Origin of the sequence: Psychrobacter sp. NZS113 (assembly GCF_015864825.1) — a bacterium.
Taxonomy (GTDB): domain Bacteria; phylum Pseudomonadota; class Gammaproteobacteria; order Pseudomonadales; family Moraxellaceae; genus Psychrobacter.
Genome location: NZ_JADYWL010000002.1, coordinates 517,872 through 537,354, shown reverse-complemented (window position 1 = coordinate 537,354; position 19,483 = coordinate 517,872). Strand labels below are relative to the sequence as shown.

Below are 19,483 nucleotides of genomic sequence, written 5' to 3'. Positions count from 1 at the left end.
AATATTCTCAATATAATTAGAAGTCAGAGCTAACAATATAGGAGGCACTGCCATGGATGATTTTGTTACTGACGCCGCCATATTGGTTGAGAGTTTTAAACTAAACGATAATGAGATAACTGCTCAGCGTCTTATCATAGAAAACAAGTCAGCAATACCAAAAATGATGGCATCATTGGCTAAATTGATGACAGTTATGTTGGTCTGGGATAAAGTGATGCAGGATAAAATCGATCCTGTTACAACTACGGTAGAGATGCCGGTTAGCTTATTAAAGGGTAGTAGTGAGTACTATCAGTTTTATCAAAAAGGCGAACAAATACCTTTAATAGTACTTATTGAGTCTGCTTTAATTGCCAGCTCTAATGAAGCAGCATTTGCTTTAGCCTGTTGGCACTCTGGTACTGAACAGACTTTCGTCACTCAAATGGTTCGTCAGTCATACTTTCTTGGTTTAAGGGGCAGTCATTGGACCAGTTGTTCAGGTCTTGAGAAAAGTGCTTATACAACGGCTCAAGACATGAGTAAGCTTGCCAGAGTGTTTATCAGTCAGTATGGGGCAATAATTTCTTTTTGTTCTCTAAAATATTTTGAATTTAATGGAAAAAGAGTTTTTAATACCAATAAGCTTATGCGTTTTTACCCCAATATTCTAGGATTAAAGACAGGTAACTTAGTCGGTATAGGCTCTAACTTAATCAACTATTGGATAAATGATGATGTGCATTATCTAAGTATTGTGTTAGAGGCTGAGAGTCGAGAGGTATGCTATGGTCTGTCTGAGAAAATCATGAATAAATGGGTGCAATCTACATTATAAACGTTAAATTAATAAAGGTTAATTAATAAACTTGTTATTGTTTCTCTAATTTAGCCTTGTAGCTTAAAGGCTCAATGCTAATGGCAATACTACGATATCTCGTTGCTTATACATATGAAAAACAGGCTTATTACTTAGCAGTAATAAGCCTGTTTTTCATATAATGACTCTCGCAGATGCTCAACAAGCAGCTTCAATTTTTGATCCGGTTGTTTTGCTTTAGGATAAACCGCATACATTCCCATTCTTTTTCGTGTAAAGCGTTGCAAAATCTGTGTGAGCGTATTTTGCTGCAGCTCCTTATAAACAAGTGCTTGTGGTAAAAAAGCGATGCCTAAATCGCTAAGAGTCGCCTGTTTAATCGCATCAAGATGATTGCTATGAAAACGACCCTCTACAGCAAGCAATTGCTCTGTGCCGTCTATATATAGTGGCCATATATCGTTAGCCGCATTATCAAACTTATAGACCAAGCATTTATGATCCTGTAATTGTTCAGGTGTCTGAGGTGTACCATGTTTCTCTAAATAGTCCGGCGTCGCACATATCACCCACTGGCTATCTATAAGGCGCCTCGCAATGAGAGATGAGTCTTCAAGCTCTGCGGTTCTTATGGCCAGATCAAACCCTTCTTCTATCAAATCAACCAATCGATTGGTAATTTGTAAATCTACTGATATTTCTGGGTGTTGTTTACAGAATTCAGCAATAGATTCGCTCAATACTAGATTGGCAGAGACCACTGGCATGGTGATACGTATGTTGCCTTTCATATCTTCACCGTAACCCGTCACTGCATTTTCGGCTTCTTGAAAGGCAAATTTAGCAATTTTAGCTTTGTTATAAAGTGTCTTGCCAGCATCGGTTAGGCTCAACTTTCGGGTGGTTCTATAAAGTAGCTGTGCATTTAAGCTCTCTTCTAATCTTGCAATACGTTTGCTTACGACTGAATTCGTCAATGACAGTTTTTCAGCGACCCTAGAAAATGAACCTTCATCAACCACTTGAACGAATAAAACCATATCGTCAGCTTTGACCACACTTATTCTCCAATTGCTGTAATACATTTTGTATTATAGCAAAAAAAGAAAATAACATTGTCCTTTGATGCAATATATCAATGTATGGACAAGGCGTAGAATATTTTAGGGAGTTTTGAGCATTTGACCATTTAATCATGCACTGACTAAGGTTGTCTTTGGCTTTTTTCAAAAATAGCTTTGACAAATTCACAGTGATTAGCGGTCCCTGTTTATGAATGTTCAATACCTCAGCCATCATTAAGTTATGAAAAATAAGCCATAAAAATAAATATTTAGATGACTTTGTTCAAGGAAGATTACACGATAAAAAGGATATGATTTTGAATCAAACAATATATGGGCTGCTGGCATTACTACCAATCATTCTCTGTGGTGTTTTTCTGATAGGCTTGCAGTGGTCAGCCAAAAAAACCATGCCAATTATTTTAGCCGTTACTGCCGCGCTTGCCCTCTTTGTATGGGATATGACGCTTAATCGCGTGTCCTCATCTATTATTCAGGGTTTGGTTATTACCGTTTCAGTATTGTGGATCGTATTCGGTGCTATTTTTTTACTCAATACCCTAAAACATACTGGTGCCATTGCTGTTATCCGTGCTGGGTTTACCAATGTATCGCCAGATAGGCGAGTGCAAGCCATTATTATTGCATGGTGCTTTGGCTGCTTTCTTGAGGGGGCTGCCGGCTTTGGTACAGCTGCCGCTATTGCAGCACCTTTACTCGTCGCAATAGGCTTTCCGGCATTGGGTGCAGTGTTAATGGGAATGATGATACAAAGTACGCCGGTATCATTTGGTGCAGTCGGTACGCCTATCGTTATTGGAGTAAACAAGGGGTTAGATACAGTAGCCATTAGCGCCCAACTGGCACAACAAGGACTAGAGTGGGGTGACTTTTTACAACTGATTACCAGCCAAGTCGCTATTATGCACGGTGTCATTGGTACATTTATGCCACTTTTTATGGTGATGATGCTCACGCGTTTTTTTGGAAAAAACAAAAGCTGGAAAGAAGGCTTCGAAATCTGGCCATTTGCTATATTCGCTGGCTTGGCATTTACGATTCCTTATACCCTAACAGGTGTCTTTTTAGGGCCCGAGTTTCCGTCACTAGTCGGTGGTTTGGTCAGTATTGCTATCGTTGTTAATGCTGCTAAGAAAGGGTTTTTGGTACCAAAAACCACATGGGATTTTGAACCGAAAAAAAGCTGGCCAAATGAATGGCTTGGTAAATTGGTGGTCAGTAAGGAAGACTTGAAACCGAGTTCAAATGGTAAAAAGATGTCCGTGGTTATGGCATGGTTCCCTTATTTACTGGTTGCCCTCTTACTGGTGTGTTCAAGAGTATTAACAGGTTTTCAGTCTTTGCTTAACAGCGCAACAGTAGACCTAACCTCGATTTTGAGTGAGGCAGATATCAGTGCCAGTTTTAGCCCTTTATACTTACCAGGCGGCTTGTTATTAATCAGCGCCTTGGTTGCCGCAGCTTTTCAAACCAAAAAATCAGGCAGTGCACTAAGCAGTGCATTCAAAGAGTCAGGTAAAACTGTACTAGGGGCTGGATTTGTTCTTATCTTCACGATTCCAATGGTTAGGATTTTTATTAATTCAGGCGTAAACTTATCAGATGTGGCAAGTATGCCAGTCGCTAGTGCAGAGTTATTTGCGGGTACTTTTGGCAGTGCTTTTCCATTGATCAGTGCAACCATTGGAGCGTTAGGTGCCTTTATCGCGGGCTCTAATACCGTATCTAATATGATGTTCAGTCAATTCCAATATGAAGCCGCCATGAGCTTACATATTTCACCTTCATTGATCATCGCAGCTCAAGCAGTTGGTGCCGCAGCCGGTAATATGATTGCCATACATAATGTGGTGGCTGCATCAGCAACGGTGGGTCTACTCGGTATGGAAGGTGCCACACTTAGGCGTACTATTTTACCTACCCTCTATTATGTGTTGTTCTGTGGCATCATTGTCATGGCTGCCATTTACCTCTTTGGTTTTCAAGGGCCTCTAGCATAATGAGTGACACGCAATCACAAGATAAGGAGCATCATATGGCTTCATCAAACCTTTTCTCATCAAATATAACGTATCCGGACACAATCAGTCCTGATCAGGTACTAGATAAGCTCACGCATTTACTGGGTGCTAGTAATGTACAGGCTGATCCAGAGAAAAACGAACACTATAGAATGGGGTGGCGTTCTGGTGGCGGCAATGCTTTGGCTGTGTTATTTCCGCAAACATTGCTGGAGATTTGGCGTAGTCTAGAAGTGTGCGTCGAAGGCGATTGCATTATTATCATGCAAGCGGCAAAAACAGGACTGACGGAAGGCTCAACACCGAGCGGTAATGACTACGATAGACCAGTGGTTGTTATCAAAACCCTTGCAATGAACCAGTTGTATTTGGTGAATGATAACGAGCAAGTGATTAGCCTGCCTGGAGCGACATTGCATCAATTGCAGAGTCGGCTTAAGGCCGTAAATAGGGCGCCTCACTCCGTCATCGGTTCCTCGACATTAGGTGCGTCTATTATTGGTGGTGTCTCTAACAACTCAGGTGGGGCTCTGGTGAAAAGAGGTCCTGCTTATACTGAGCTTGCTTTGTTTGCCCAAATAAATAAACACGGTCAACTGGTGCTAGTCAATCATCTAGACGTAGAATTGGGCGACACTCCAGAAGAAATACTTACTAACTTGCAAACAGGTAATTTTGATAAAAGAAAGCTACCTGACACTAGCAAGCTTGCATCTGACAAAGAGTATATCGCCAGAGTGAAAGACGTTGACGCAAGTACGCCGAGCCGTTTTAATGCGGACAAGCGACGACTTTATGAAGCCAGTGGTTGTGCTGGCAAGCTTGCGGTATTTGCAGTACGTCTTGATACGTATCCAACCGCTGCAAGAGAGAAAACCTTCTACATCGGCACCAATAGTGTGAGTGAGCTTGCACAGTTGCGACGGGAGATACTATCAAGCTTCGATAATATTCCTGAAGTGGGTGAGTACATGCATCGCGATATATTCGATGTATCCGCTAAATACGGTAAAGACACGTTCTTAAGTATTAAGCATCTCGGTACAAATGCCTTACCTAGACTGTTTTCTATCAAAGGCGCTATGGATGCAAAATTCCATAAATGGTCATGGATGCCAAAGCATTTCACTGACAAAGTCATGCAGTTCATCGCCAATATATTTCCAAAGCATTTACCGAAGCGCATGATGGAGTACCGCGACCAATATGAGCATCATCTCATCTTAAAAATGAGTGATGAAGGTATAGAGGAAGCACAAAATTTTCTGAAGTCATTTTTTGACGCTTCAGACACGGGCAACTATTTTGAATGTAGTCAGGAAGAATCAGAAAGTGCTTTTTTACATCGTTTTGCTGCGGCAGGTGCTGCATTGAGATATGAAGTCATACACGAAAAAGAAGTGGGTGAGATATTAGCGCTGGATATTGCCATACCACGTAATGAATTAGAATGGCTTGAAACCCTACCTGAAGAAATCACACAACACTTAGAGATGAAGCTTTATTACGGACATTTCTTTTGTTATGTGTTTCATCAAGACTATATTTTGAAGAAGGGTAGTGATGCACATCTTGTTAAGAAAATGATGTTAGAGCTGTTGAATGAACGCGGTGCAAAATATCCTGCTGAGCATAATGTGGGGCATCTATACGAAGCAGAGCCTGATTTGCAAAATTTCTATAAAAGCCTAGACCCAACGAATACGTTTAATCCAGGTGTTGGCAAAATGTCTAAAACTAAGCGTAACTGCTCGTGCTGTTTATAATTGAAATCTTAAACTAGCACTGGATTGCTTACTTATAAGTGGTTAAGTAAAAGTAGCCCAATGCTTATTTATTAGAAACGTTCAATACACCCTAGAAGCACTATCGATTGGTAGTGCTTTATTAATGTTGACTTGGTCATCGACGCATTTCATTGCCCTTTAGATAAAATGACATTATTTCCAGTCATGTGTATGAGTAATCAAGTTTAGAGCCATGCTTACTCAAATGATTTGTTATCTATTGTTAAATATAGGCTGATGCTATGTATAATGCAGCACTAGCATAGTTCCTACTCATAAGCCTTTAATAAGAAGATTTCATTATGTCAAACAAGCGTCCTTTATATATTCCCATTGCTGGACCAGCTCTACTAGAGACCTCTTTACTGAATAAAGGGAGTGCTTTTTCATCAGAAGAACGTGATAGTTTTAATTTAACGGGACTGTTACCTCATAACATTGAGACGATTGAAGAGCAATCATTACGTGCTTATCACCAACTGCGCTCATTCACTAATGATATGGATAAGCATATTTACTTGCGTAATATACAAGATACCAATGAAACCTTATTTCACCATCTAATTGAGCAGCATATCGAAGAAGTTATGCCGCTCATTTATACGCCAACAGTTGGTCAAGCGTGTGAAAAATTCTCGCAAATTTATCGCCGTAAACGGGGTCTGTTTATCTCATATCCTGAGCGCCATCAAATCGATGACATGCTGCAAAATGCCACCAAACAAAATGTTAAAGTGATCGTTGTCACTGACGGCGAACGTATATTAGGCCTAGGCGATCAAGGTATTGGTGGTATGGGTATTCCCATTGGTAAGTTAGCTTTGTACACGGCTTGTGGTGGCATCAGTCCTGCTTATTGTCTCCCTATTTTGCTGGATGTCGGCACCAATAACCAACAGCTACTTGACGATCCTATGTACATGGGTTGGAGAAATCCACGCATCTCTGGTGATGAGTATAATGAGTTTGTCGATTTATTTATTCAAGCCGTTAAGCGTCGTTGGCCAGAGGTGTTATTGCAATTTGAAGACTTTGCACAGGGCAACGCCACCCCGTTATTGAATAGATATCGTGACCAATTATGCTGCTTCAATGATGATATTCAAGGGACTGCTGCGGTTTCGGTCGGTGCTTTGATTGCAGCGTGCCTAAATAAAGGTCAGAAACTAAGTCAGCAAAAAATAGCATTTTTAGGGGCAGGATCTGCTGGTTGTGGTATTGCTGAGCATATCATTCGCCAAATGCAGCGTGAAGGGTTGACTGAAGAGCAGGCGCGCAGCCAAGTGTTTATGGTTGATCGTTATGGCCTGCTTATTGATAGCATGACAGAGCTACAAAAATTCCAAGAACCATTAGTGCAAAAGCAATCTGCTATTGAGCACTGGGACAAAAGTCAGAAGCTAGGTTTAGCGCAAGTGGTTAAACAAGCAAAAATCACTGTATTATTTGGTGTTAGCGGACAAAAAGGTCTGTTCACCCAAGAGGTGATCGAAGCCTTGTGTGTGAATACTGAAAACCCAATTGTACTGCCTCTTTCAAATCCAACGTCTCGTGTGGAAGCAACACCGCAAGAAGTGACTAATTGGAGTAAGGGTAAGGCAATTATTGCAACCGGTAGTCCTTTTCCTCATACTACTTTTAACGGTCAGTCTTTTGAGGTTTCTCAGTGTAATAACAGCTATATTTTCCCCGGTATCGGTCTGGGTGTTTTAGCAGCACGGGCGACGGGTATCAGCGATAATATGCTAATGGCGGCAAGCCAAGCGCTTGCAGATATATCAATGGAATACGAAAAAGCACCAGGTGCCATACTACCGCCTATCAAAGTTATCAGAGAGATCAGTGAAAAAATAGCTTATGCAGTGGCATTGCAAGCAGTTCAAGATAAGCTGGCACTACCTATCACGTCGGAGAATTTACAACGCCGATTGAAAGCGAATTTTTGGTTACCTGAATATCGTAACTATCGCCGTACTTCTTTCTAGGTTTATAAATTAGATATAACAAAACTCAATACTGGACAAATTATCTAAGCAACATACTGAATGAAAAAGATAATTGATAAGCCTGTCATGTTGGAGAGGGTAGTCGGCTTTGTAAAACGACAAGTTTGTAAATAGCCTGATTTTAATAGCAAAAAACCACCTTGATAGGTGGTTTTTTGCTGATTATCTTATTTAGACGTTGTGCAGTCAGCTTTCAAATAATTTTATTTAAAAAATCATGTGCGCACATAATGCAATAATCGGTAATGAGATAATGGTTCTTAATAGGAAGATTATTAATAACTGAAAAAAGCTAACTGGAATCTTCGTTCCTAAAATCAATCCGCCCACTTCCGACATATAAATCAATTGAGATACTGACAAGCAAGCGATGACAAATCGGGTCAATTCTGATTCTATTGAAGAGCCGATAATCGCAGGTAAAAACATATCTGCAAAACCTACCATAATGGTTTTTGACATCTCTACCGCAAAAGGTATATTCAGTAACTCTAAGAGTGGGATAAACGGCATACCCAAATAATCAAACACGGGTGTTTCTTCTGCAACGATTAAGCCCATCGTCCCGATTGCCATAACGACGGGTAATATTCCGATCCACATATCTAAAATATTTTTTAACCCATCCTTTAAGAAGGTAGAAAAGCTTGGACTCTTTTCTGCTTTGTGAACCGCTTTATGCAAGCTGTGCGTAAATAATGTTTTTCCTTCAGGGATGGTTTCATGATCTCTATCACTATTTTCTACTACATACGTATCTTCAATTCTAGATAAAGGTAACAGCCTTGGTACGATTAAGGCACAAACAATCCCGCATAAAGCAACCACCCCAATCATATTGAGAAAGTAGGTTTCTAGCTTAACCTGAGAGATGACAACCAAGCAGAATGTAATCGAGACTGCTGAAAAACTGGTAGCAATAACTGCCGCTTCTTTTTTGGTATAAAACCCACCTTCCAATTGTTTATCAGTTAATAATACGCCGATAGTTCCATCACCCAACCATGACGTCAAACAATCTACAGAGGACCTACCGGGCAAACCGAATAGAGGTCTCATCACTTTACTTAATAAAACACCAAAGAACTCTAATAAGCCAAAATCAAGCAGTAGTGGTAGCAACAACCCAGCCAAGAAAAATACGATAAAAAGTATGGGCATTAATTCATATAATATTAATCCACCGATATTATCTGAATATATTGCCTCAAACCCAAATTTAAAATAGGTAACCACAACAAAGAATGCACCAAGCATTCTAATGATGAGCCAAGGTGTTGTGACGTTCAGTAAGTTGTTTAAAAAGGCATTGTTTAGAATCAATGAAGGCTTCATGACCTTAGTATATAGCGTACAACACAGCGTAACCATAATGGAGACTACAACAAGCAAGGGTAAAATATCACCCATATAACCCTGTATATAATCCTTTAACACAGAGATAGGAATGGTAAATCCTTCTGCATATGACACAAATTTACCATCCACATAGGGGATTGGAAATACGAAGAGCAACAGACCTATTATAGAGGGTATAAAGAATTTTAAAAACTGTCTGGTACTGATACTGCTAATATCTTGACTTGAAGAACTAGATTTAATAATGTCCATATTATTGTTACTCGCAGTCCATTTTTTAACTAGCCTAAAAATATTTGCAATAAATACATTTGGGCTAGATGCTTTAACTCATTTTAAATATTTAATATTAGTAATTCTTTAAAAGAGACTGCGTCACTTTTTCTAAAATTTTAAATATTCTGTTTGAATCATCTTTTGAATTATTATACAAAGGATTGATTTCTGCCATTTCCCAACAGCATACTTTCTTATTTTTGATTAGCTCTATGTTAAGTTGCATGGCTTGTTCGTATGACAGACCATTCATTGCAGGCGTACCGGTTCCTGGCACGTACAAAGGATCTACACTATCAACATCAAACGACACATAAATATGATCACAATATTCTAGCTTCTTAAAGATTTCCTCTACTGTAGAACTGATGCCTTTTTGAGTTATCTCAGCAACACTATATAAAGGGATTTTATGTCTTCTAATTAAATCCATCTCTTCTTCTTGATAGTCTCTAACGGCACAAAAGACCACATTTTCTGGCTTGATTGAGGGTTCATCAGATGCCATAAATTTCAGTTTTTCCCAATACTCTTTTTCTTTTTCAGAAAGCTCATTGCGCTGGCATTCTAGATTGTCAATGGCACACGCCATGGCCAAAGGCATTCCATGCATGTTTCCTGATCCACTGGTATAGGGCGAATGAAAGTCAGCATGTGCGTCTATATAGACCACACCAATTTCAGCATCAGGATGCGCCATTTTTAGGCCGTGCATCGTTCCTGCGCAGCTAGAATGATCTCCAGCTAAGACAATGGGAAATTTATTCTCATTTCTTATATCTTTTATTTTATGTGCTAATTTAGAGATAATCGGTTCAATCACATCAGCATACTTTGCATGCGCAAATTGTGATTCCCCCTCACTGTTGCTATCATCTTCAATACTGTCGAATTGCAATTTTTCAAAATAATCTGCATTAAGTTCTTTCGATGACGCTTTTAATGCATCAATACCTAGAGAGGCACCTTTTTTATATCCTGCAATATCTGAATAAACTTCTACTATTCTTATATTTTTCATCATATCAGTCATGATTTTGTCTCTATTAAATAAAATAATTTTTACATCATTTAAATTAAATTAATTTTTATATAGTAAAGCTCTTGAAAATTAGCAGATAGATTTAAAAAATAAAAATATCCACAAGTGTTCAAGAGCCATACTAAATATAGAAAAAACTTAAAAAACAATGTTGGTTTTAAACGTTATAAAAAATGAGAAAATCTTATCATTTTCTTGTATTAATTACTGCTATATGAATAGCGATTGTATTAATCACTTACGACATAGCCACAGATTCAGCTTCATTCGTCACTAGGCTATGATTTTTGCTATGGCCTTTCACTACCGAATATAAGTTTTTAGGGTCAGCTTGCTGAGGTATCAGATCTAAAATCTCATACCCGCCCTGCTTTTTGATCAAGTCGCGTAAAAATACCAACGCCGTAAAGTCTTCTGAGGCAAAACCAACGCCATCAAACACGATTAGATCATCAGCTGACTTTCGAGCTTGCACTTCACCTTTGAGGATGCGATGAAATTCAGTAACAGGGAAGTCGCTTGATAGATTTTGAATCTCTCCTTCAACGCGTGTCTGAGGCTCAAACTCTACAATCACATGATCTGCTCGCATTAATATATTGCTATCTAGCTCTGTTTTACCAGGACAATCACCGCCTATCGCATTGATATAAACACCTTTTGTGATTATATCGTCCCGTAAAATAGTGGCATTGGTTTTGTCAGCCGTACAGGTAGTAATGATCTCTGCACCTAAAACAGCTTCCTCTAACGTACGACAAACAATCACTTTCAGACCTGAGTCTGCAAGGTTGTCAGCCGTTTTCTGTGATGCCGCTGGATCAATATCATACAAACGAACTTCTGAGATACCCATGATGGCTTTCATACCCAAGGCTTGAAATTCAGACTGAGCGCCGTTTCCTATTAACGCCAGTTTTGTAACGCCTTTTGGTGCACAATGTTTGGCCAACATAGCTGATGTGGCAGCCGTACGTAACGCCGTCAGGATACACATCTCTGTCAGTAAAATAGGATAGCCATTTTCGACGTCAGACAAGATACCCATCGCAGCTACGGTCTGCAAGTTTCGTGTGGTATTGATTGGGTGACCATTGACATACTTGCAGGCAAACATCTCTCCATCACTGACTGGCATCAGCTCGATGACACCGTCTTTTGAATGCGAAGCAAAGCGAGAAGATTTTTCAAATTGATCCCAACGAAGATAATCTTGCTCTAAAGCATTTACTAGATCTGTAATACATTGCTCAACGCCATAATCATGAATCATTTTAGCCATCGCTTGTACACTAACGAATGGCACGCCTTCCTTGGGTGATACGATAAATTTAGACATTAATGCTGTTCCTTTTCATGAATATTGTTTGTTGAACCGACAATTAATATGCTACCAATTATAATTGTCAGTTAAAATGTCAATAACTTACTAAATATGGACGTATTTTTGACAAATTGTTAGGTGCTACTTAGCATAATGTCAAAACTCAATGAAGGAAGCATTTTTATGGCGTATTACACTTATGACTCTTTAGATAGCGAACTGATATCTGAACTGCGACAAGATGGTCGAGCAACCATCTCAAACCTTGCTAAAAAACTCAAAGTCTCTCGTGCCACTGTCCAAAACAGATTGGATAGATTGATTCATAATGGCGCTATTTTAGGATTTACGATTCGAGTGCATGAAGCACTAGATAAAGAAACCGTCAAAGCGATGATGATGATTGAAGTAACAGGAAAGTCTACGTCACAAGTGATTAGGAAACTGCGGGGTATCCCGCAACTGATTAAGCTACATACGACCAATGGGGCGTGGGATTTGGTTGCAGAAATACACACCACAAGCTTGAGAGAGTTTGATGAAGTGCTGCGTCAAGTAAGAGAAATTGACGGCATTCTGAATAGTGAAACCAGTGTTCTGCTGTCAAGTTTGTAATATAGGCATATCCAGAAAAATATGTTCAGCACAGTCGAAGGAGCCAAGCCAAGCGACATATGTGTAAACATAATGGCATCCCAAACGAGCGTTTACATCTATTTTTAGAGGAATGTGAGTGGCGTTTTAACGACAGTGACCCAAAACGTCAATTACATCAGTTAAAACAGTGAGTCCAAAGGAACTGAACTAGCTATCTAGGACAGCCGCTAGATAAACTGTTGTCTGACATGGACTGTATCAACTTTATATCGAACTGATTTATATCGAACTGACTATATTGTATTTTACTAAAATTTAGACAATAAAAAACCCTTATCAGTCAATGACTGTAAGGGTTTGAATTTGGTGGGCCCAGTAGGACTTGAACCTACGACCAAAGGATTATGAGTCCTCTGCTCTAACCAACTGAGCTATGGGCCCTAACGCTAGACGGACAATGATACCTGATTTTTTGAATTTTTCAAGCAAAAAATGGGCCATTATCAAGATATTTCTCATGAAGTGCCATTTTCTATTAAACTTGACCACCAGCTAGGGTTAGACTGCGACCACCATCAACAGTAATTATCTCACCAGTGAGATAATGGGCCTGCACAAGATACAGCACGCTATGGGCAATTTCATCAGGTCGACCTATGCGCTGCATAGGGATTGAGCCGATGATACTTCGTTGCCGATCATGATCCAATGCTTGGTCGCTATTAGCATCAGGTAAGATATTGACGCCAGGTGCGACACCATTGACCCGTACCTCTGGTGCCATCTCAAGTGCTAAAGACTGTACCATCATACGATGAGCCGCTTTTGCCATATTGTAGACAGTATAATTGCTAAACGGCTTATCGTGCGCGTGAATGTCCAGAAGGCTGATAATACAACCTTGCTGATTTTTAAGGTAAGGAAATAGTGCTTGGCTCAATAATAAAGGCGCTTTGGCATTTGTCAAAAATAGCTCGTCCCACTGTGCGTGATTAATACTGCCAAGTGGGCTAGGGTAAAAGCGAGAAGCATTGTGTACCAATACATCGAGCTGGCCAAAGGTCTCTACAATATTTTTGCCGAGTGTACTCAAAGCGTTGCTATCATCAACGACGGCTAAATCGGCGATGATAAGCGCTGCACTATCCGCACGCAGACTATTCAGCTGTGTGGCCAATACTTGGGCTTCTGATTCACTATGATGACAATGAATAATGACTCGATAGCCTTGGCTGTGAGCTGCTTTAATAATCGCGGCGCCAATACGCTTGGCACTCCCCGTGACGAGCATCACTGGCGCTTTGGTATTGAAATTTTCTGATTGGAGGGCGTTGATGGTTTGATTCATAGTGAAGATACTATCTGCTCTCTAATGTTTTTTATGTGAGTTCTGTACTTGCAAGTGCTCAATTCTAGCCTGCTGCAATGCCGCACCAATAGCTGGGCCTTTGAGGTCTGGTGCTATATCTATCATGCCGATAGCATGAAAGCTATTTAGCGCTATCATCATTTGACGGTGTTGTACTGCCAGTTGTAGGACATGACTACATACGAGTAATTGAGACAATTTATCAGGCTCTTTATGAGCGCCGCAAGTTTGTATAAGGTCGATTTTTTCAGCAGCACTAAGACGATTTGTCTTGCTGAGATTTTCGGCTTGTTGCACGAATAAGTTGGCAAACTGGGTATGTGCTTTTGGCACTTTGGCAATGTTACCTATGCTATTAATTTCTCTTAGACTAGCTGCTGAATTAGCGTTTTCATCTGTAGGCTCTGAGGTAAATAGAGACGGGTTAAGGCTACTCATTAGCAGTGCCCAACGCTGTGACAAATTAAGCTGCATTTGCCCTGCAAAATATAGCGCGGTCTGTACATTCTCTCGTATCTGAGTATCAGCCCAAGCATGATGCAAAGGTGCAAAATACTCTGTGAGTGCGCCAATCTCAAACAATTTTTGCCAGTAGACTTGCGGTGATAACTGCATGGTTGCGCGACTCGACTCTTGCCAAATGCGTTCGCTACTTAGATGACTAAGCTCTCCAGAGTCAACCAGTTGGCGCATTAAGTTCAAGGTATCCTCTGCGATACTGAACCCCAAATCGTAGTAACGACTATAGAAACGAGCCGTTCGCAGCACCCGTAGTGGGTCTTCGCTAAATGCACTTGATACATGGCGCAAGGTCTTGCTTTTTATATCAGCTAGTCCACCATAATAGTCAATGACATGACCATTGATAGGGGTGTCATCATTAAGGCTGGTGACTTCTATTGCCATGGCATTGATTGTCAAATCGCGACGTTGCAAATCATCTTCTAGGCTTACATCAGGAGTGACATGTACGCTAAAGCCTTGATAGCCTAACCCTTGCTTTCGTTCCGTACGTGCCAGTGCGTACTCTTCATGACTGTTAGGATGCAAAAACACAGGGAAGTCTGCACCGACTTGCTGGAAGCCTGCGTCAATCATTTCTGCGACAGTTGCACCAACGACTACAAAGTCTTTATCTTTGATAGGACGCTTTAGGAGTCGATCACGAACAGCTCCGCCCACAAGGTATATTTGCATAAAAGCCTCTGTTTATTTAGCAAAATGTCATTGTATTTATCATCGCTGTATTGATTAAATTATCATCAGCTCAGTTTTCATTGATCAAAAAAAACAGCCAATGCTTTATAAGTCGCATTGACTGGTTTTAGTATAGCAGACGGGTTCTGTCAGTGGATGATAGAACCCGTCTTAATCATATTGCATATGATAGATGACTATTTTTCGCTTTCTAAGTCTTGAGCTTCAGTCACTGTCAGTGCAGTCATGTTGACGATACCACGCGCAGTCGCTGATGGTGTCAAGATGTGTACTGGCTTATTGGTACCCAATAGGATAGGGCCAATAGAAGCACTGCCAGTTGCTGTTTTAAGCAGGTTGAAGGCAATGTTCGACGCATCAAGTGTTGGTAAGATGAGCAAGTTCGCTGCACCTTTTAATGGGCTTGATGGCATGTCGTTTAGACGAATATGCTCATTCAGAGCCGCATCACCTTGCATCTCGCCATCAAACTCAAAGTTTACATTCATATCTGTCAGTATCTGGTATACCTTGCGCATTTTAACAGCGCTGGTACGGTTTGATGCACCAAAGTTAGAATGAGACACTAGCGCGACACGTGGCGTGATACCGAAGCGACGTAATTGGTCAACTGCCAACACTGTCATTTCAGCCAGCTGTTCAGCCGTTGGATCTTCGTGGATATAGGTGTCCGCGATGAAAATATTGCGATCTTGCATGAGTACCGCATTCATAGCATAGAAGTCGTTCATGCCTTCTTTTTTGCCAATGACGCTTTCAACGTATTTTAGGTGCAACTGGTAATGGCCAAACGTACCGCATACCATGCCATCTGCTGCACCATTTTCGACCAATAACGAGCCAATCAATGTGGTCTTGCGACGAACATCACGGCGCGCAAGCTCGATGCTGACACCGCGACGTTTGTTTTGCTCATAGTAGCCCTGCCAGTAGTCTTTATAACGAGGGTCATCATCAACGTTGACGATGGTAATGTTCTCGCCATCTTTTAGACGCAAGCCCAGTTTTTCGATATTGGCTTCAATCACTGAAGGACGACCAACTAAGATAGGCTTCGCTAGTTTCTCATCAACGACCACTTGCACAGCGAGCAAGATATTGTTGTCTTCACCTTCACAGTAGACAATACGTTTTGGATCAGATTTGGCACGAGCAAAGATTGGCTTCATCACAAACGCAGAGTTATATACAAACTCAGACAGACGCTGACGATAGGCTTGCATGTCATCGATAGGCAATGTGGCAACGCCTGAATCCATAGCAGCTTGAGCAACGGCAGAAGCAATCTCAATGATTAGATTTGGCTCTAGAGGTCCTGGAATTAAGTAGTCACGACCGAAGCTTTGCATTTTTTCGATGTTTCTAACGCTTGCAGTTGGCGTTGCTTCAACGTGTGCCATCGCAGCGATTGCTTTTACACAAGCAACTTTCATTTCTTCGTTGACAGTAGTCGCACCAACATCTAGTGCACCACGGAATATATAAGGGAAGCATAGTGCGTTGTTTACTTGGTTTGGATAGTCTGAGCGACCTGTTGCCATGATGACGTCTGGACGTACGGCATGTGCCAATTCTGGCATGATTTCAGGCGTTGGGTTGGCAAGTGCAAAGACAATAGGGTCTTTAGCCATACGGCGAACCATGTCTTCAGACAATGTACCAGGCATAGATAAACCCAAGAACATATCGACATCGTCCATGACTTCTTCGATAGTGGTCGCAGTCGTCTCACGTGCATAGCGCTGTTTGGTTTCGTCAAGATTTTCACGAATGGTGGTGATGATACCGCGTGAATCTGAAACAAAGATATTGTTTTTGTTCACACCAAGTGCGCAAATGATGTCTAAACAAGAAATAGCAGCGGCACCGGCACCCGAACAAACCACTTTAATTTCTTCGATTTTTTTACCAGTAATCAATAACGCGTTGAGCATCGCTGCAGCAACGATGATTGACGTACCATGTTGATCATCATGGAATACAGGGATGTTCATGCGCTTACGCAATTCACGCTCAATTTTGAAACATTCTGGTGCTTTGATATCTTCTAGGTTGATACCACCGAAAGTAGGCTCAAGAGAGGCGACCGCTTCGATGAATTTGTCTGGATCATTCTGTGCAATTTCAATATCAAAAACATCAATACCTGCGAATTTTTTGAATAGAACGCCTTTACCTTCCATGACAGGTTTTGATGCCAATGGACCGATATTACCTAGGCCCAGTACCGCAGTACCGTTGGTAATGACACCAACCAAGTTGCTACGTGCAGTGTACTTAGCTGCCAATGTCGGGTCTCTTTCAATTTCGAGACAAGGAACCGCTACACCAGGTGAGTAAGCAAGCGCTAAATCGCGTTGGTTAGCCAGCTGTTTAGTAGGCGTGACTGAGATTTTACCTGGGCGTGGAAACTCATGGTAATGCAAGGCAGCTTGTTCAAACTGCTCTTTTTCTGTCGTAAGGTGATCCGTATTCAAATGGGTATCGTCATTCATAATAATTGCCATGGTTGGAATAAATTGGAATAAAGTAAATGGAGATAAAAATAACGTTTTACCCTCAAAAAATCATGGAATGATCATAATCTAAGGGTGCATTGACATTAAAAAACTGATGATCACAGACATAGTAATCAACGATTAAAGACAGGCTTAAAAATGTAATTTAGCAAAAACTGTCATTCTAGCACTATTGACAATTCACGCCTAGTCAATAGCCGTGAATTGTCCGAACAATATAATGAAATGATATTCATTATTTATCTCGTTGATGATGCCAAAAAACAGAGCCAAATACCAACCTTAACCCCATAATGTTTCAAAATATTACAGAATGATAGACTAGGGTATGTCCTCATTTCAAAAATGAAGATAAAAATGAGATGTATTGCCGTCAAACGAGGAAAATAGTTGGTTTATATCGTAATATTAACTAACTATTTGACGACGGTTGGCAAAATTTAGCCGTCTTTAGCCCAGTTAGATGACTATCGTTTGAATTGAGGACATGCCTTAGATTAAGATGAGCAACTGATTGGCTCTTGCGGTGTATGAGGAAGAGGGGGCGCAATATCTAAATCGGTGGCGATATCTTGTACATGATAAGGGTTGGCCAATAACTCAAACACTCGGTTAACTTCTTCAAACTGACCTTGTTCTGCTGCCGTTATGGCACGCTGCGCCATACTATTACGCAGTATATAAACAGGATTATTACTGGTCATCTCGTTGATAACTTGCTCAAGTGGCAGTTGTTGTATTTGCGCCACATAACGTGTCGACCACTCTTGCCATACTTGTGTCGCCTCAAGGTTAAGCTCAGCGGTCATGGCCGTTAGTAGCTGCTGCTCATATGGATGAGCGCTTGGCGCGACCAATCCCAGTAGCGCGCGGAAGCTATTGGTATAATCAAGCAAGTTATCTTCTAATAACGTCAGCCATTCAAAAGCTAGTCTCAGACTATCGGACTCGTGCGGTAATCCAAGTTTACGGCACAGTCCTTGCTGATAATGCTGCATAAAGGTCGCCTCATAAGGCGCCAGACAATCTGCTAATGCCTCGCGAGTGACACTCTCTAGTCGCATAAAGTGTGGTAACCAAGCATTGAGATTCCAATGACCGATAGCAGGCTGGTTTTGATAAGCGTATCGACCTGTGTGGTCGGAGTGGTTATTGATCCAAGCAGGGTTGAATCGTTCCATAAAACCAAACGGCCCGAAGTCTAAAGTACTGCCTGTAATAGATAAGTTGTCTGTATTCATAACACCATGAGCAAAGCCAATCAATTGCCAGTCGGCGATCATCCGTGCGGTACGCTCAACCACAGCAGTCAAAAATGCCAATATAGGTTTTTCGCTATCGCGGCACTCTGGATAATAAGTGTCGATCATATAGTCGGCAAATTCAGCAAGCAAATCAGGGGCAAAACTGGCGATCCATTCGATATGACCGAGTCGAATATGACTATCAGCCACACGCATCAATGCCGCGCCAGCCTCGATGCGCTCACGGCGTACTCTGGTATCGGAGACCACAAATCCTAAAGCGTTAGAGGAGGGAATATCCAATTGCGTAAGCGCATGACCACACAAATACTCACGAATGGTACTGCGCAGTACAGCGCGTCCATCGCCCATCCGTGAGTAAGGCGTGAGACCAGCGCCTTTTAGATGCAAGTCTTGCGGTTGATTATTACTATCGAGTACTTGCGCCATCAATAGGCCACGTCCATCACCCAATTGTCCTGCCCACTGTCCAAACTGGTGACCAGCATACGCCATGGCCAACGGTTGGAACTCGGCTGGCACGTATTGACCACCGAGTATGTCAACCCAACGAGTCATCAAGTCGTCATCTTCTGACCAGCCCAATTGCTGTGCAACTTGTGTGTTGAAATGACCCGCACGTGGATTGTCTAATGCCGTTGGCGATTGCTCATGATAGAGGCGTGTGTCTAGGTTGACATAGGTATTTTGATAACGCATACGAGCCGTTCCTATTTGAATATCAGATAAAGAGATTACTATAACATAGCCGTCATATGACATCGTGTCGCTCTGTCCATCTCTTGTAATACTAAAGAAAAAAATCCCCCTATC

The 19,483-nt window shown here is 41.2% G+C and carries 13 protein-coding genes, 1 tRNA gene and 1 pseudogene; 6 read left to right on the top strand and 9 right to left on the bottom strand.

Translation table 11 applies throughout. The features are described 5' to 3' along the window. Positions 1-52 precede the first annotated feature (52 nt). On the top strand, positions 53-820 hold the full coding sequence (locus tag I6E61_RS04965) for a D-alanyl-D-alanine carboxypeptidase family protein (protein WP_197130708.1): 768 nt from the start codon (positions 53-55) through the stop codon (positions 818-820). A 134-nt stretch (positions 821-954) separates the two neighbouring features. Here the strand turns inward: I6E61_RS04965 and I6E61_RS04960 are convergent, their stop codons facing one another. Next, positions 955-1,860, bottom strand: a complete 906-nt coding sequence (locus I6E61_RS04960) for a LysR family transcriptional regulator (protein ID WP_197130705.1) — start codon at positions 1,858-1,860, stop codon at positions 955-957. A 323-nt stretch (positions 1,861-2,183) separates the two neighbouring features. On the opposite strand from I6E61_RS04960, the gene I6E61_RS04955 reads away from it, so the two are divergent. From I6E61_RS04955 to I6E61_RS04945, 3 genes are all read left to right on the top strand, one after another. Continuing rightward, a complete protein-coding gene (locus I6E61_RS04955; RefSeq protein WP_227685678.1) occupies positions 2,184-3,887 on the top strand; it encodes an L-lactate permease in 1,704 nt (567 codons plus the stop codon). Positions 3,888-3,922: 35 nt separating this feature from the next. Beyond that, the gene (gene dld / locus I6E61_RS04950; protein WP_197130699.1) at positions 3,923-5,674 is read left to right on the top strand and encodes a D-lactate dehydrogenase; all 1,752 of its coding nucleotides are present in this window, start codon (positions 3,923-3,925) and stop codon (positions 5,672-5,674) included. A gap of 320 nt (positions 5,675-5,994) precedes the next feature. Further along, positions 5,995-7,680, top strand: a complete 1,686-nt coding sequence (locus I6E61_RS04945; protein ID WP_320158571.1) for an NAD-dependent malic enzyme — start codon at positions 5,995-5,997, stop codon at positions 7,678-7,680. 228 nt (positions 7,681-7,908) lie between these two features. On the opposite strand, the gene I6E61_RS04940 is transcribed toward I6E61_RS04945, so the two are convergent. The 3 genes from I6E61_RS04940 to I6E61_RS04930 form a co-directional block, all read right to left on the bottom strand. Then, positions 7,909-9,312: a YjiH family protein gene (locus tag I6E61_RS04940; protein ID WP_197130693.1), complete on the bottom strand. Its 1,404-nt coding sequence runs from the start codon at positions 9,310-9,312 to the stop codon at positions 7,909-7,911. 97 nt (positions 9,313-9,409) lie between these two features. Continuing rightward, positions 9,410-10,369, bottom strand: coding sequence for an arginase (locus I6E61_RS04935; protein ID WP_197130690.1), 960 nt, complete (start codon positions 10,367-10,369; stop codon positions 9,410-9,412). Positions 10,370-10,616: 247 nt separating this feature from the next. Then, complete coding sequence (locus I6E61_RS04930; RefSeq protein ID WP_197130687.1) at positions 10,617-11,717, bottom strand: ornithine cyclodeaminase; 1,101 nt, start codon at positions 11,715-11,717, stop codon at positions 10,617-10,619. A gap of 168 nt (positions 11,718-11,885) precedes the next feature. Here I6E61_RS04930 and I6E61_RS04925 point away from each other — a divergent pair, with 168 nt between their 5' ends. Together I6E61_RS04925 and I6E61_RS14165 are read left to right on the top strand one after the other, a co-directional pair. After that, the gene (locus I6E61_RS04925) at positions 11,886-12,317 is read left to right on the top strand and encodes an Lrp/AsnC family transcriptional regulator (protein WP_011514116.1); all 432 of its coding nucleotides are present in this window, start codon (positions 11,886-11,888) and stop codon (positions 12,315-12,317) included. A gap of 41 nt (positions 12,318-12,358) precedes the next feature. Further along, positions 12,359-12,490 (top strand): annotated as a pseudogene (locus I6E61_RS14165) (IS1595 family transposase); the annotation flags it as partial. Positions 12,491-12,663: 173 nt separating this feature from the next. Here the strand turns inward: I6E61_RS14165 and I6E61_RS04920 are convergent. The 5 genes from I6E61_RS04920 to I6E61_RS04900 all read right to left on the bottom strand — a co-directional run bounded on the left by I6E61_RS04920 (position 12,664) and on the right by I6E61_RS04900 (position 19,369). Then, positions 12,664-12,740 (bottom strand) — tRNA-Ile (locus I6E61_RS04920). Between the two features lie 94 nt (positions 12,741-12,834). Beyond that, on the bottom strand, positions 12,835-13,647 hold the full coding sequence (locus tag I6E61_RS04915) for a pteridine reductase (RefSeq protein WP_197130684.1): 813 nt from the start codon (positions 13,645-13,647) through the stop codon (positions 12,835-12,837). 21 nt (positions 13,648-13,668) lie between these two features. Further along, positions 13,669-14,865, bottom strand: coding sequence for a tRNA nucleotidyltransferase (locus I6E61_RS04910; RefSeq protein WP_197130681.1), 1,197 nt, complete (start codon positions 14,863-14,865; stop codon positions 13,669-13,671). Positions 14,866-15,062: 197 nt separating this feature from the next. Next, positions 15,063-17,381: an NADP-dependent malic enzyme gene (locus tag I6E61_RS04905; RefSeq protein WP_197130678.1), complete on the bottom strand. Its 2,319-nt coding sequence runs from the start codon at positions 17,379-17,381 to the stop codon at positions 15,063-15,065. Between the two features lie 521 nt (positions 17,382-17,902). After that, entirely contained in the window at positions 17,903-19,369 is a 1,467-nt protein-coding gene (locus tag I6E61_RS04900; protein ID WP_197130675.1) for a YdiU family protein, read from the bottom strand. Between the last annotated feature and the right edge of the window lie 114 nt (positions 19,370-19,483).

Bases quoted from the DNA above. Each gene is read 5' to 3' on its own strand.
- I6E61_RS04965 (WP_197130708.1), top strand. From the start codon at position 53: ATGGATGATTTTGTTACTGACGCCGCCATATTGGTTGAGAGTTTTAAA.
- dld (WP_197130699.1), top strand. From the start codon at position 3,923: ATGGCTTCATCAAACCTTTTCTCATCAAATATAACGTATCCGGACACA.
- I6E61_RS04940 (WP_197130693.1), bottom strand. From the start codon at position 9,312: ATGGACATTATTAAATCTAGTTCTTCAAGTCAAGATATTAGCAGTATC.
- I6E61_RS04935 (WP_197130690.1), bottom strand. From the start codon at position 10,369: ATGACTGATATGATGAAAAATATAAGAATAGTAGAAGTTTATTCAGAT.
- I6E61_RS04930 (WP_197130687.1), bottom strand. From the start codon at position 11,717: ATGTCTAAATTTATCGTATCACCCAAGGAAGGCGTGCCATTCGTTAGT.
- I6E61_RS04925 (WP_011514116.1), top strand. From the start codon at position 11,886: ATGGCGTATTACACTTATGACTCTTTAGATAGCGAACTGATATCTGAA.
- I6E61_RS04915 (WP_197130684.1), bottom strand. From the start codon at position 13,647: ATGAATCAAACCATCAACGCCCTCCAATCAGAAAATTTCAATACCAAA.
- I6E61_RS04910 (WP_197130681.1), bottom strand. From the start codon at position 14,865: ATGCAAATATACCTTGTGGGCGGAGCTGTTCGTGATCGACTCCTAAAG.
- I6E61_RS04905 (WP_197130678.1), bottom strand. From the start codon at position 17,381: ATGAATGACGATACCCATTTGAATACGGATCACCTTACGACAGAAAAA.
- I6E61_RS04900 (WP_197130675.1), bottom strand. From the start codon at position 19,369: ATGCGTTATCAAAATACCTATGTCAACCTAGACACACGCCTCTATCAT.